Source organism: Pseudoduganella sp. (assembly GCF_041914865.1).
Classification (GTDB): Bacteria; Pseudomonadota; Gammaproteobacteria; order Burkholderiales; family Burkholderiaceae_D; genus Rugamonas.
In genome coordinates, this window is the sequence record NZ_JAYSCO010000095.1 from 1 (window position 1) to 12848 (window position 12848).

At 66.3% G+C, this 12848-nt stretch carries 13 protein-coding genes; 6 read left to right on the forward strand and 7 right to left on the reverse strand.

What is annotated here, in order from left to right:
• The first annotated feature begins 49 nt into the window (after positions 1 to 49).
• A complete protein-coding gene (lpdA, locus tag ACE3TQ_RS25905) occupies positions 50 to 1447 on the forward strand; it encodes a dihydrolipoyl dehydrogenase (protein WP_374586475.1) in 1398 nt (465 codons plus the stop codon).
• 201 nt (positions 1448 to 1648) lie between these two features.
• Positions 1649 to 4216 carry an EAL domain-containing protein gene (locus tag ACE3TQ_RS25910; protein WP_374586477.1) on the forward strand — a complete coding sequence of 856 codons (2568 nt, stop codon included), beginning with the start codon at positions 1649 to 1651 and terminating at the stop codon, positions 4214 to 4216.
• Between the two features lie 6 nt (positions 4217 to 4222).
• Here ACE3TQ_RS25910 and ACE3TQ_RS25915 read toward each other — a convergent pair whose 3' ends face one another.
• From ACE3TQ_RS25915 to ACE3TQ_RS25925, 3 genes are all read right to left on the reverse strand, one after another.
• Positions 4223 to 4525 carry a hypothetical protein gene (locus ACE3TQ_RS25915; protein WP_374586479.1) on the reverse strand — a complete coding sequence of 101 codons (303 nt, stop codon included), beginning with the start codon at positions 4523 to 4525 and terminating at the stop codon, positions 4223 to 4225.
• 74 nt (positions 4526 to 4599) lie between these two features.
• A complete protein-coding gene (locus ACE3TQ_RS25920) occupies positions 4600 to 4809 on the reverse strand; it encodes a hypothetical protein (RefSeq protein WP_374586481.1) in 210 nt (69 codons plus the stop codon).
• 133 nt (positions 4810 to 4942) lie between these two features.
• Positions 4943 to 6004, reverse strand: a complete 1062-nt coding sequence (locus ACE3TQ_RS25925) for a hypothetical protein (protein ID WP_374586483.1) — start codon at positions 6002 to 6004, stop codon at positions 4943 to 4945.
• A gap of 244 nt (positions 6005 to 6248) precedes the next feature.
• Between ACE3TQ_RS25925 and ACE3TQ_RS25930 the strand changes: the two genes are divergently transcribed.
• The 3 genes from ACE3TQ_RS25930 to ACE3TQ_RS25940 are packed head-to-tail and all read left to right on the forward strand — an operon-like array spanning position 6249 to position 8810.
• Positions 6249 to 7748 (forward strand): hypothetical protein, encoded by a 1500-nt coding sequence (locus tag ACE3TQ_RS25930; protein ID WP_374586485.1) that lies wholly within the window; start codon positions 6249 to 6251, stop codon positions 7746 to 7748.
• A 10-nt stretch (positions 7749 to 7758) separates the two neighbouring features.
• Entirely contained in the window at positions 7759 to 8349 is a 591-nt protein-coding gene (locus ACE3TQ_RS25935) for a hypothetical protein (RefSeq protein ID WP_374586487.1), read from the forward strand.
• Entirely contained in the window at positions 8346 to 8810 is a 465-nt protein-coding gene (locus tag ACE3TQ_RS25940) for a hypothetical protein (protein WP_374586489.1), read from the forward strand. Before ACE3TQ_RS25935 ends, ACE3TQ_RS25940 begins: the two co-directional genes overlap by 4 nt.
• 7 nt (positions 8811 to 8817) lie before the next feature.
• On the opposite strand, the gene ACE3TQ_RS25945 is transcribed toward ACE3TQ_RS25940, so the two are convergent.
• The 4 genes from ACE3TQ_RS25945 to ACE3TQ_RS25960 all read right to left on the reverse strand — a co-directional run bounded on the left by ACE3TQ_RS25945 (position 8818) and on the right by ACE3TQ_RS25960 (position 11477).
• Positions 8818 to 9417, reverse strand: coding sequence for a DUF3617 family protein (locus tag ACE3TQ_RS25945; RefSeq protein WP_374586491.1), 600 nt, complete (start codon positions 9415 to 9417; stop codon positions 8818 to 8820).
• Between the two features lie 90 nt (positions 9418 to 9507).
• A complete protein-coding gene (locus ACE3TQ_RS25950; RefSeq protein WP_374586493.1) occupies positions 9508 to 10191 on the reverse strand; it encodes an SOS response-associated peptidase in 684 nt (227 codons plus the stop codon).
• Positions 10160 to 10549 carry a cupin domain-containing protein gene (locus tag ACE3TQ_RS25955; RefSeq protein WP_374586500.1) on the reverse strand — a complete coding sequence of 130 codons (390 nt, stop codon included), beginning with the start codon at positions 10547 to 10549 and terminating at the stop codon, positions 10160 to 10162. Before ACE3TQ_RS25955 ends, ACE3TQ_RS25950 begins: the two co-directional genes overlap by 32 nt.
• Position 10550: 1 nt before the next feature.
• Positions 10551 to 11477 (reverse strand): ribonuclease Z, encoded by a 927-nt coding sequence (locus tag ACE3TQ_RS25960; RefSeq protein WP_374586495.1) that lies wholly within the window; start codon positions 11475 to 11477, stop codon positions 10551 to 10553.
• A gap of 182 nt (positions 11478 to 11659) precedes the next feature.
• Here ACE3TQ_RS25960 and ACE3TQ_RS25965 point away from each other — a divergent pair, with 182 nt between their 5' ends.
• On the forward strand, positions 11660 to 12739 hold the full coding sequence (locus ACE3TQ_RS25965) for an SGNH/GDSL hydrolase family protein (RefSeq protein WP_374586498.1): 1080 nt from the start codon (positions 11660 to 11662) through the stop codon (positions 12737 to 12739).
• The last annotated feature ends 109 nt before the right edge of the window (positions 12740 to 12848 follow it).

The window sequence follows — 12848 nt, forward strand, 5'->3', positions numbered from 1 at the left end:
CTCCTTCCACTCCCCGCCCTGAAGGACGGGGTTTCTCGGAGCACATCTGATGAACCAACATACCACTACGCTGCTGGTGATCGGCGGCGGTCCCGGCGGGTATATCGCGGCCATCCGCGCCGGCCAGCTTGGCATTCCGACCACGCTGGTGGAAGCGGCGGAACTGGGCGGGACGTGCCTGAACGTCGGCTGCATCCCCTCGAAAGCACTGATCCACGCCGCCGAGGAATTTGAAAAAGCCAGCCATTTCGCCAGCGGTTCCGCGCTCGGCATTTCGGTACAGGCGCCGCGCATCGACATCGGCCAGACCGTGCTGTGGAAAGACGGCATCGTCGGCCGCCTGACCGGCGGCGTGGCGGCCCTGCTGAAAAAGAGCGGGGTGCGCGTGATCAAGGGCTGGGCCAATATTGTCGACGGCAAGACCGTGGAAGTGATGCGTGACGGCGAGACGCCGCAGCGCATCGGCTGCGAGCATTTGCTGCTGGCCACCGGTTCGCAGGCGGCCGAGCTGCCGTTCATGCCGTTCGGCGGCCCGGTGATCAGTGCCACCGAAGCGCTGTCGCCGAGGACCGTGCCGGGCCGGCTGGTGGTGGTCGGCGCCGGCTATATCGGGCTGGAACTCGGTATCGCCTATGCCAAGCTGGGGGCGCAGGTGCATGTGGTGGAAGCGCAGGAGCGCATCCTGCCGGCCTACGATACGGACTTGACGCGCCCGGTCGCCATTGCCCTCAAGGGCCTCGGTATCGCGACCCACCTGGGTTGCAAGGTGCTCGGCCTGGAGCAGGGCGGCGGTGCGGTACGCATCCAGGACAGCGCCGGCGAGGAAACGGCTTTGGCGGCGGACCAGGTGCTGGTGGCGGTGGGACGGCGCCCGAGCACGCGCGGCTTCGGGCTGGAAAAACTGCGCATCGACATGGACGGCCATTTCATCAAGGTCGACGACCAATGCCGCACTTCCATGCGCAACGTCTGGGCCATCGGCGATGTGACCGGCGAGCCGATGCTGGCGCACCGCGCCATGGCGCAAGGCGAGATGGTGGCGGAGATCATCAGCGGCAAGCGCCGCCATTTCACTCCGGCGGCCATTGCAGCGGTGTGCTTTACCGATCCGGAGGTGGTGGTGGTCGGCGCCACGCCGCAGCAGGCGCGCGCCCAGGGCGTCGCCTGCATCGACGCCTCGTTCCCGTTCTCGGCCAACGGGCGCGCCATGTCGCTGGAAGCGAAGGATGGTTTTGTGCGCGTGGTGGCGCGCAGCGACAATCACCTGATCGTCGGCTGGCAGGCGGTCGGCAAGGCGGTATCGGAATTGTCGGCCGCCTTTGCCCAGTCGATCGAGATGGGCGCAACGCTGGAAGATGTGGCAGGCACGATCCACGCGCACCCGACCCTGGGCGAGGCGATCCAGGAGGCAGCGCTGCGCGCCTTGGGCCATGCGCTGCACATCTGAGAGCCAGACCAGAGGCGCGGAATTTGATTGTATTTCGGAACATAATGTTTCGCCGCCGCAGTATAATGTCACGATTCCGCAGGAAGTGCGGGGTGTCGCCATGCCGAAAAAACGCAGGTGAGTGTTATTCCCAACGACCGGTGCCCGAAACCACAGGCGCCACACAGGTCTTGGGTTCCTTACTCATTTGTGGAATAGCGCATGAATGCCGATTCTCATCTCATGCTGGCACAGGCTGCCGGCGCCGCTCCCGATGCCCAGCGCGTAATGGGCGCGAGCCACCGGGCGATCGTTGCCGAGTCTGTCCTGAATAATCTCAAGGATGTCGTGTTCCAGACCGATGCCGCCGGGCGCTGGAGCTTCCTCAATCCGGCCTGGGCCGAGCTGAGCGGGCATGCGGTGGAGGACAGCCTGGGCAAATCCTTCCTCGACTATGTGTTTCCCGACGACCGCGAGCTGAACGCGCAGCTGTTCGCGCCCCTGGTCGCGCGCGCCAAGGATTGCTGCCGGCACCAGATCCGCTACCTGCACCGGGACGGCTCGCACCGATGGGTGGACGTATTTGCGCGCCTGACGCTCGATGCGCAGGACAATGTGGTCGGAACTTCCGGCACCTTGCGCGATATCACTGAGCTCAAGGCCAACGAAGAACGGCTGCGCTTTGCCGCGAGCGTTTTCACCCATGCCGGCGAAGGGATCATCATCACCGACGAAAAGGGCACCATTATCGACGTGAACCGCGCCTTCGAGGCGATTACCGGCTATACGCGGGCCGAAGCGACCGGCAAGAACCCGCGCATGCTGAGCTCGGGCCGGCAAGGCAGGGAGTTCTACAAGGCGATGTGGGAGTCCTTGTGCCAGAACGACTTCTGGCAGGGCGAGGTGTGGAACCGGCGCAAGTCCGGCGAGATGTATGTGGAGCGCCTGACCATCACGGCGGTGCGCGATGACAAGAAGGAGCAGCGCCATTTTGTCGGCATCTTCTCGGACATCACGACCCAGACCCTGCAAGCCCAGCACCTTGAGCACATAGCCCATTACGACCCGCTGACCGGGCTGCCGAACCGGCGCCTGCTGTCGGCCCGGCTGGAGCAATCGATGGCGCAGGCGCGGCGCCACCGCACGCGCGTGGCGGTGGCGTACCTGGACCTGGACGGTTTCAAGTCCATCAACGATGTGCACGGCCATGAGTATGGCGACGAACTGCTGGTCGCCGTCGGGCGCCGCCTGAAGCATGCGGTGCGCGAGTGCGACACCATTTGCCGCCTGGGCGGCGACGAATTCCTCGCCGTGCTGGACCAGGTTGCCGGCATGGACGACTGTATCCCGCTCATCAAGCGCATCATGGAAGCGGTGGCGCTGCCCGTGGCGGTGCACGGCATGCAGCTGCAGGTGACGTGCAGCCTCGGCCTGTCCATGTATCCGCAAGAGGCGGAGATCGATCCGGACCAGCTGATCCGGCAGGCTGACCAGGCGATGTATGCGGCCAAGAATCAAGGCAAGAACCGCTTCGTGCTCTTCGAGACCCTCAATGCGCCACAGGCAGGCCAGGGCCGCAATGACGCCCTGGAAGAGCTGGAACAGGCCTTGCGGCGCGGCGAATTCGTGCTGTACTACCAGCCCATCATCAACTTGCGGACGGGGGAACTCAACTCGGTTGAGGCGCTGATACGCTGGCGCCATCCGGCGCGCGGCTTGCTGCTGCCGTCCGCCTTCCTGCCGCTGATGGAGGGCAGGCCGCTGGCGCTTGAGGTAGAGGACTGGGTCCTGGGCCAGGCGATTGCGCAGCACGAGCGCTGGCTGGATGGCGGGCTCGACCTCCCTGTCAGCATCAACATGAGCGGCGCCCAGCTGCAGCGCAAGGACTTCCTGGAGCGCCTGCGTGCGCTGCTGGAGGCGCACCCGCGCGTCAAGCCCGACCGCATCAAGCTGGAAGTCCTGGAGACATCGGCGCTGGAGGACATCCATCATGTCTCGCGCACGATCGTCGAATGCGCCGGACTCGGCGTGGCCTTCGCGCTGGACGATTTTGGCACCGGTTTCTCCTCGCTGCTCTACCTGAAACAGCTGCCGGCCGAACGTATCAAGATCGACCAGAGTTTTGTGCGCAACATGCTGGTCGATCCGGAGGACTTGGCGATCCTGGAAGGCGTGATCGGCATGGCCGAAGCCTTCAAGCGCGAGACCATAGCCGAAGGCGTGGAGAGTTTCGCCCATGCGCGCATGCTGATCCAGCTCGGTTGCTCCATGGCGCAGGGATACGGGATTGCGCGCCCGATGCCGGCGCAGGACGTGCCCGCGTGGAAGGGCGCGTGGAACATGCCGGCCGCGCTGCTGCGCTGCGCGCCCATCCAGCGCGAAGGTATCCAGCTGCTGGTGGCGGGCGTGGAGCACCGCGCCTGGGTCGCGCGCTTGCTGCAGCACCTGCGCGAGGGCGTCGGCGCGCCCCCTGGCATGGAGGCGCGCAGCTGCCGCATCGCGCAGTGGCTGGCGGCGAATGCCGGCGCGCCGGGCGACACTTACCGAAGGTCGCTGATTGAAGAAAAGCACGCGGAAATGCACCGCCTGGCGCAGGCGCTGCTCGCGCACGGTGGCCAGGCAGCGGCAATGGAGAAGGCCAACGATATGCGGCGGCTCGAGCAGCTGGGGCGGGAAGCGATGGACTGCATCAGCGACTATCTCGACGCGCCGGCGCTCAGCCTGCAGCCCGTGGTGTGCCATGGCGGGTCCGACGACGCCTGCCGCAGCTGCGCGCTGCACACGGGCTGAGGCTGCTCAGGGGGCCAGGTGGGCGATTTCGAGCGAGCCGTGCTCGTCGAAGATCGGGCATTGCTGGGCAAGCCGGACTGCTTCGTTGAAGTCGCTGGCGCCCAGCACCGAATAGCCGGCCAGGGCACTGGCGGAGGATTTGGGCCCGGCCAGGCGGGTATCGATGGCGACGCTGCCCTGGCCCCGGCTGCCGCGCTCGAGAAGATGGGCGCCCAGCGCGTCGAACCAGGCGGCCCAGCGCTGCGGGTCATGTTGGGCGCCTGCCGCGCCTTCGGGGGCCGCGCGGTAGACGAGGAGGAATCGTTCCATGGCGCCTCCCTGCATATGGTGTGCTGCCATGGTAGCAACAGCCCCGGATCGGGGCCGCACCATTGGTGCCCGGCTTAGCGCTCGAAACGCCGCGCCAGCATGCGGTTGACGCCGGGCGCGATCGACTCGCGGCCCCGGCTCAGGCGATACAGCTGCAGCAGGCTCAGCTCATGGGCGGCGCCGGCGGTGGCGCGCGCCACGCGCGGGCGATGGATGTCTTGCAGGAATTGCACGAGGGCGGCAAGCAGGGCCTGCGGACGGACGGCGGTGCGGATGGTCGGCATGATGTTTCCTTTGCTGAAGTACTGGATCCAGTATGGACCGGGTCAAGATATAAAGCCAATTGCATATATCGATATCGGCCATTCAGAAAGGAGATAACACGCGGGCCCGCCACGGCCCGCGCCGCCGCACGGGTCAGCGGGCCTTGCGGATGTAGTATTCCGTAACGACCCCGTCCTTGTCCTTGGTCTTGTTGACGACCAGCCAGCCTGCCGATTTCAGGCCGCTCAGCTCGACCACGCCGCCGAACTGGCAGTTGATCTCGACCGATTCAGGATCGTAGGTCAGGATGGAGCGGCCCAGGTCGGTGCGTTTGCAGGAGTCTTCCGAACCGCGCGCCACTTTCGCCATTTCGGCCAGGGCTTGCGCCTTCTTCTGCATCGCGAGCTGGGCCTCGGCCCGCTGGGCTTCCGCCTTCTTGTCGCGGGCCGCCTGTTCTTCTTTCTGCTTTTGGTCAAATAATGCGATGAACTGCTTGGCATCGTTTTCGCTGACGAAAGTGACCTGGGTCGCGTTCATGTCTTCCTGCTTGAAGGAGACGCGGTCGCCGGTGTTCTTGCTGACCGGCGACACCTGGTAACTGGTGCCGCCCAGGGCGAGGACTGCCGCCCATTTCGAGTCGTCGTTGCGGTCGATGGTCTTCAGCGGGTAGTGGCCCTGGTAGCTGTCGTCCGTGACCTGGGTCTTGTCGCGCAGGCTGGTCACGAAGCGGCCAATGCCGCGGGTGCGCGCCTCCTGGTAGGAAAAGCCGGCCACCTCCTGCAAGGGCACGCGCTTCTCCTTGCCGAAAATGGAGGAGGTGTGGGTAAAGCTGATGCGCAGCGGGGTCAGGTCGAGTACCGGCGCCGGGCGCTCGCCGCCCAGCCATGCCTTGTCGACTACCAGCACGCGGTCCGAGCCGCGGCTGCGGATGGCGAGGTACAGGCGCTGCGCCTTCTGCGCCGCCACATCCGCCAGCGCGGCCCTGGTGTCCTCGTCCGGCACCGGCTGCGGCACTTTTGCGAAGTCCGCCAGGGTCGCCTCGCCGGCAAACGGATTGTCCTTCAGGCAGCTGAGCGCCGCCAGCACATCGGCTTTGCTGCTGGTGGCGGCGATGCCCTGGTAGCAGGCCACGGCGCTCTTCGGATCAGTCGGGATGGGGCTTTGGGCGTGTGCGAGGAGTGGCAGGGCGAGAGCGGCGGCGGCGAATTTCTTCATGGGTTTCCTTGGTGGCTAATGTTGCGCAAAGTTACATTGAACTTGCCTAAAGGAAATTGTTGCATACATTTGGGACCAGGTCTAGCACTGCCGGCGGGCGGGCGCCAGCCGGTTACTGTTGTTTAATGGATACTGTTTTCTATTTTTATACTTAGGATGACAACACGGGCGGAAAGCGGTGCAAAATCATGGCTCGGAATTTTCCGATTGCCGGAGGAGTTACATGGGTTGCAGGCTTCACAGGATGGTCGTCCTCCTTGCGCTGGCCGGGCTGGCCGGCTGCGGCACGCTGCACAACGCGGGCAACGACAGGATGGCGCAGGGCGCCAGCAAGGCATTTGCCGATGCGGGCATCGGCAAGGCGCTGGAAGCCGAACGTGCGGCGCTGGTCAAGAACCAGGCCGAGCGCCAGGCCCTGGTCAAACGTTCGCAGCTGGCGCTGCGCGACGCCAGCCTGGCCTTGATGGTGGATGGCGCCAGCGTGTCCAGTACCTGGGGCTCGCTCGAATCGCTGGCGGAGCAGCGCATCAGGGAGATCGCCGGTTCCGCGGAGGTCAAGCTGGGGGCCGAATGCGGTGCGCTCAGCGTGGCGCGGGCCAACCTCGAGTCCAGCGCGGCCAACGTGCAGCAGCGCCGCAGCCAGCTGGCCATCATGACGTCCGCCATCCAGGACGCGCCCGAATTTTCCTGCGCGCGCCAGCCCAGTGTGCTGCCGCCGCATCTGGCGGCCGACCCTGGGCTGTCTGCGATGGTGCGTTCATATGACGACTTGTGCGCGGCAGCGCTCAAGGCGACGCAATGCATTTCCGGCCTGTCGGCCGGCGACAGCGGGCTGCTGGCGGCCAAGCGCAAGGAGCTGGCCGAGATTGCGCAGGCGCGCGAGTCCATCGCGACGGAGGTCAGCAACCGGCGCGCACAGTACAAGGCGGCGCTGGCTGCGGCGGACAAGCAGGCGGCCACGCCGGGCGCTGCGGCCCAGCTGGCGGCCGACCTGGCGCAGGCGCTGGAAGGGCTGGAGAAGGTGCAGGCCAAAGTCGCGTCGGTCAAGGCGAATCCGGTGCTGTCGCGCCTGGCCGAGGCCGGGCGCCTGGCGGCCCTGAACGAGAAGAAGGAGCTGCTCGATGGCTACATCGCCGCCTTGTCCGGCCAGGGCCAGGGCAAGGGCGAATCGAGCCAGGCGCAGCACCGGGTGCTGCTGGTGGCACAGCTGGTGAACCGGGCCAGCGGCAAGCCGGCGCCGCCGACGGCGGGCATCCTGATGGAAGCGGAACTGGCGCGCCAGCAGGCAGCGGCGGCGCAGAAGCGCATCGAGCGCGCCGCCGAAAGCGAACGCATCCTGAGGAAGCAGCGCGACTACCTGCTCGATGAACTGGGCTTCCTGCTCGATGCGCGCGCCAGCCTGGCGGCGGCCAAACCGGCCTGCACCGGCAAGCCTTTGTACGTGGCCCTGAACAGCGGGACGGCCAACGCCTGCAGCATGCACGCGGCCAAGGCGCTGCTGTCCTTCTCCGCCGCCTGGACGGCGGGCCGGGTGCCGACGGAGCAGGGCGACTACCTGCTGCTGGACCAGCTCGAGCTGGCAGCGCTGGACGAATCGGAAGCGGCCCTGCTGCAGACCGAAGCTGCCGTGAAAGCGGCCATGGTGCAGATCGTGGCGCTGCATGCGGGCGGCATCAAGCCGGAAGATATTGCCGCCCTGGCCCAGGCGCTCAGCCTGCCGGTCATTGCGGCGCGTGTGAAGTGAGGTGGCAAGAGTGAATCCATACAAAATGACCGCGCTGGCCGGCATGGCGCTGGCCCTGTCCGCATGCTCCGCGCTGCAGCCGCAGATGGAGGAGGCGCGCGCGAACACCAAGGAAATCGGTCTGCTGATCCAGTCGGTCAGCCAGAGCGCTGCCACCTTCCAGAAGCAGCGCGACGCCATTGCCGCATCGTCCAAGGCGCAGCGCGACCAGCTGGAGTCGCTGGCCATGCGCTACGAGGCTGAGGCCTACCGCGCGTCGGCAGCCTGGAACGTGGCGGGCCAGAAGGAGCGCCTGCAGTCCTACGACGCGGTGCGTGAGGAGTCGGGCAAGCTGCTGGCACGCATCGAGGAAAAGCGTGCGCGCGAGCTGGCGCAGGAGCAGGAGCTGCGCGACACGCGCAGCGCGGTGCTGTACCAGGGGGCGAAACTGAACGAGGCGGCGGTGACGCTGCTGGAGCTGGCGGAACCGGCTTCGCGCAAGGAACACGCCAAGTTCTATTTCAGCTACCTGAAGGATGTGCGCACGGCGATCAAGAACGATAGCGAGGCCGAAGCCGCGGCGCAGGCCTCGGCGGCAAGCAAAGCAAAGGAAAAACCATGAGCAACCTGTTCCTCAGTACCGCAGCCAATACCAAAACCCTGGGCGCGGCCACGCCGCCGATGCCGACCTCGCCGGGCAGCCTGTACCTGATTGGCCTGCTGGCCAAGCAGGACGGCTTGAAAGTGGCCAAGAACGCGCTGGTGGCGCGCACCGCGTACGCCGACAAGGACGAAACGCGTTTCATCAACGTCCAGCTGGGGAACATCCAGTCCGACTACGCCAAGATCGACGCCATGATCACGGCCTACCTGTCAAGCAGCGCCATTGTGCAGCCGATCAGCCAGCAGGGCCTGGCGCGCATCCGCGCCATCGTCGAGCAGCTGCAGGACCTGGTGGCCAAGCGCGACCGGGCCAGCAATATCCTGCAGCTGGTGACGCAGCTGCTGAACGAGTGGGATGGGCAGGGCGAGGCGGCGCAGGACGCCGGCAATGCCCTGCGCATCGAAGGCGACGTGATCTAGCCGCCGCTCAGCCTTCCTGGCGCGGCGCTACGCCGCCGCAGTCGCTGCTTTTCCAGCGCGCAGTCACTTCCTGCGTGGCATGGAAGTCGCCGGCGGCGGGGCTGCCATTCGGGCCGCTCACCTTGCCGTCGCCCACCATCTTGAAGCGCCATTCCTTCGGGCTGGCCACGGTGTATTCGCCGCTGCCCTGGTAGCCGTTGCCTTGCGGGCCGATGCAGGCCGCCTTGAATTTGGCGCCGGCGCTGCTGGCGGAGATGATGTCCAGTTTGCAGCCGCGCGCCGAATCCTCCATCTTGCGCTTGATGTCCTCGGTGTCGATGCCTTTGGCAACCTGCGCCGCCGTAAGGCAAACCTGCACCGGGCCGCCGCCCATGCGCTGGCCCATCTGCTCCTGCATCGCCTTGCGCTGCTCGGGCGTCAGGCGCGCCATCATCTTCTCGCGCGCGGCGCGCATGGCCTCGCCCACGTTCTGGCCGTTGATCATGGTGACCTGGGTCTCTTCCCACAGGCCGGGCGCCAGCTTGAGCGGGATGACTTCCGCGTTGCCAGCCAGCGGCAGGGCGGCCAGGCCGATGGCAAGGGCGAGGCTGTTGACGGCTGCTTTCATTGTTGTGCTCCTCCTGGAAAAGCGCCGATGATAGCAAAAAGTCATGGGGAGGTGCGCAATGCATGGGCGCGCAAGCCGGCGCGCGGCGGCCTAGAACAGGCTGGCCTGGGTGGGCGCCGGCGTGCCGCCCCTGGCCTTTTTGGGGCGCGGCGCGGCCCACGAGGTCATGCGCTCGGCCGGGAACAGGGTCATGAAGGAACGCGCGATTTCCGGGTTGCGGCAGCCCAGCCAGTTGTCCCATTCCGCCTCCGGCACGATGACGATGCTGCGCTTTTCCTCGGCCGGCTTGTGGAAGCGGCGCATCAGCGGGTGTTCGTCGGCGTTCACGGTAAGCTGGGTAAACGAGTGGCGCGGGCCGTCGGCCGTCTGCCATTCGTTCCACAGCCCGGCCACGGCGAAGGGCGACTGGTCGGCCATGCCGATGCCCCACCAGACCGCCTCGCCGCTTTCGTAGCACGGCTCGTCGAAAGAGGTCATCGGCACCAGGCAAAGCTGGCTGCGGCGCCAGGCGAACTTGTAGGAATGGCGTTCGCCGACGGACTCGAAGCGGGCGTTCATGGTGGCGAAGTCCTTGCTGCCGGCCGGGATGCGCGCCTTGGGCACCATGCCAAAGGTGGCCAGCAGGGCTTCGCGCCGGCCGTCGGCGCCGTGGCGCACCACCGGGGCGGTGTAGTCGCGGTAGATATCGATCGGCCAGGTCCAGTCGTCCGGCACCTCGACATCCATCATCGCGCGCACCAGGTCACGGCTGGTGGTCTTGTAGTTGGTGCACATGGCTGCGCTCCACGATCACATAGTGTTTGCGGACTGGTTCAACGACTTCGAACACGCCCCGGAAGCCGGCCGGGATCACCAGCGCGTCGCCGGGGCCGGCTTCGGCGGCGTCGCCGCTTTCGTCGATCACCCGGCAGCGCCCTTCCAGCACATAGAAATATTCGTCCTTGTTGGGAGCGAAGGCAATGCGCCAGCTGCCTTTTTCGCAGGCCCAGACGCCGGCGTGCACTTCGCCGCTGGCATTGGTGAAGTGGTTCCAGGTGGTGCGCTGCGGGTTGCCGGACAGGCGGCGCTCCGCGCGCGGGTGGTCGTACTCGGGGGCCGGCGCCTGGCGGCGGAATTCGGTAATGGCGGGCATATCAGATGTCATAGGTTTCCAGATCCTTGGCAAGCAGCAGTTTACCGCTGAAATGCCGGCGCGCCTCGGCTTCCAGCTCGGCCATGCCTTCGCGGTTGTCGTAGCGCGGGCTGAAATGGGTCAGCACCAGGGTCGGCACGCCGGCGGCGGCGGCAAACTGCGCCACGCGCTGGGCGGAGCTGTGCTGCGGGCCGGGGCCGACTTTCTGCAACGTCGCTTCCGTATAGGTAGCTTCGTGCACCAGCACGTCGGCGCCCTGGCAGGCGGCGGCCAGCAGCTGCGGCGCATCGTTGTCGCCGCCGATCACCGCCACCGCGCGCTCGCGGTGCAGGGTGCGGAAGTCGGCGGCCGCCAGCACGCTGCCATCGTCCAGCTGCACATCCTGCCCGTGCTGCAGCCGGCCCCAGGCCGGGCCGGGCGGCACGCCGCGCGCGCGCAGGGCGTCGTGGTCGACCTTCCAGCGCGTCTGCTCGAAGGTGAAACGGAAGGCGTAGCTCGGCACGCGGTGCGACAGCGGGAAGCGCTCGATCAGCAATCCGTCCTGGCGGTGCACCTGGCTGCCGGCGGCAACGTCGACGTGGATGATGTCGAAGGTCAGGAACAACTCGGTATGCAGTAGCGTCGCATCGAGCCAGGCTTTGACCGCGGCCGGCGCCACCAGGATCAGCGGCTGCTTGCGGCCGGTCATGGAGGCGCTGGCCAGCAGCCCGGGCAGGCCGTAGCAGTGGTCGCCGTGGATGTGGGTGATGCAAATGCCGACCAGGTCGTGCACGGTGAGCGCGATGCGCTGCAGCTGGTGCTGGGTGGCTTCGCCGCAATCGACCAGCCACCAGTCGCGGTTGAGCGAGGTGTGCACGGCCAGCGCGGTGACGTTGCGCCGTATGGTCGGGACGCCGGATGAGGTGCCCAGGAAGGTGAGTTTCAGCATGCCGCATTATGCCGCATGCGGCGCCATTCGTGGCGGCAATGCGACAGTGGGCAGTGGCGCCAGCGGCCAAATGCATGTCCTGGCGAGCCAATGTGCCGTGGTACGGCCGGGCGCGGCTATGATGCCTTGTTGGCTCGGTGATTAGTACTTTCGAAAATCCCTCACAAGAATCGGAGACACGAATGCACACTCGCTTGCGCAGTACCCTGATGGCCGCCGTCGCCTTGTTCGCCTTTGGCGCACCGGCCATGGCAAACACCTTGACCCAAAACGTATCCTGGACCATCGACCGGCCCGGCACCACCACCAAGTACCGGATCGTGGCCTACGGCGATTCGATCTATGCCGGCTATAACGGCTCCGTCACCAGCGCCGCCAAGTACTCGGCGCCGACGGTCGATGCCGAATACCTGTCGGCGCAGTGGAATGCCGACATTGAAAGCGTGCGGCGCACCAAATCGGGCGCCATCGCGTCCGACGTGTACGAGAACAAGATTGTCGCGGAGCGCTCGTACATGCAGGCCAGCAACACACGCGTGGTCACCTTCGAAATGTGCGGCAACGACGGCCTGCAGGCCCGTTCCAGCTTCAAGAGCCAGAGCGGCACCTGCAACGACGCCGTGCTGACCGCGGCCGAGAACAGCTGCCGCACCTACGTGGCGGCGGCCATGGACTACATCAACGCCAATGCCTACGCCGGCGTCAAGGTGAAGGTCATCTCGAACCTGCACTATCCGGGTTACACGGCCGACAACACGCAAAGCAGCTGCAAGGACCCGAACACCGGGGCCACGGTGAACATGCAGCAGAAGTTCCTGCCGTCGCTGGCGCGCATCAACCATATGATGTGCGACCTGGCGCGCCAGAAGGGCTTCAAGTGCGCCGACAACTTCGCCCAGTACATGGGCGCGGACTACGACAGCAACGGCGACGGCGTGGTCGACGCCGAGGCGCTGCGCTATGTCGACGGCGAGAGCCAGGCCAGCTACGTCAACCGCATCGTCAACACGCTGCGCCCGACCATCCGCGACGCCAATGCCAAATTCGTCTCGGCCGGCAGCAGCTACGACTACATCCAGTCCGACGATACGCACCCGACCTATAACGGTTCCACCGTGAGCGCCGGCCTGTTCGGCGGCACCACCGGCAGCGGGGCGCCGCGCTACACCAGCTTCAGCGGCGGCAAGAACCCGATCTGGAACCAGTTCGGGCACGAGCGCATGGGCTGGGCGGTGTCGGTCTACAACACGCCTACGCCCTGATGCAAGGCTGGCGGCCGAGCAAGGCTTACCTGGCTGCGGCGCTGCTGCTGGCAGTGGGCGCGGCCAGCCTGGCCTTCTTCCTGTGGTACTTCGCCCGGCCGGAGGCCGC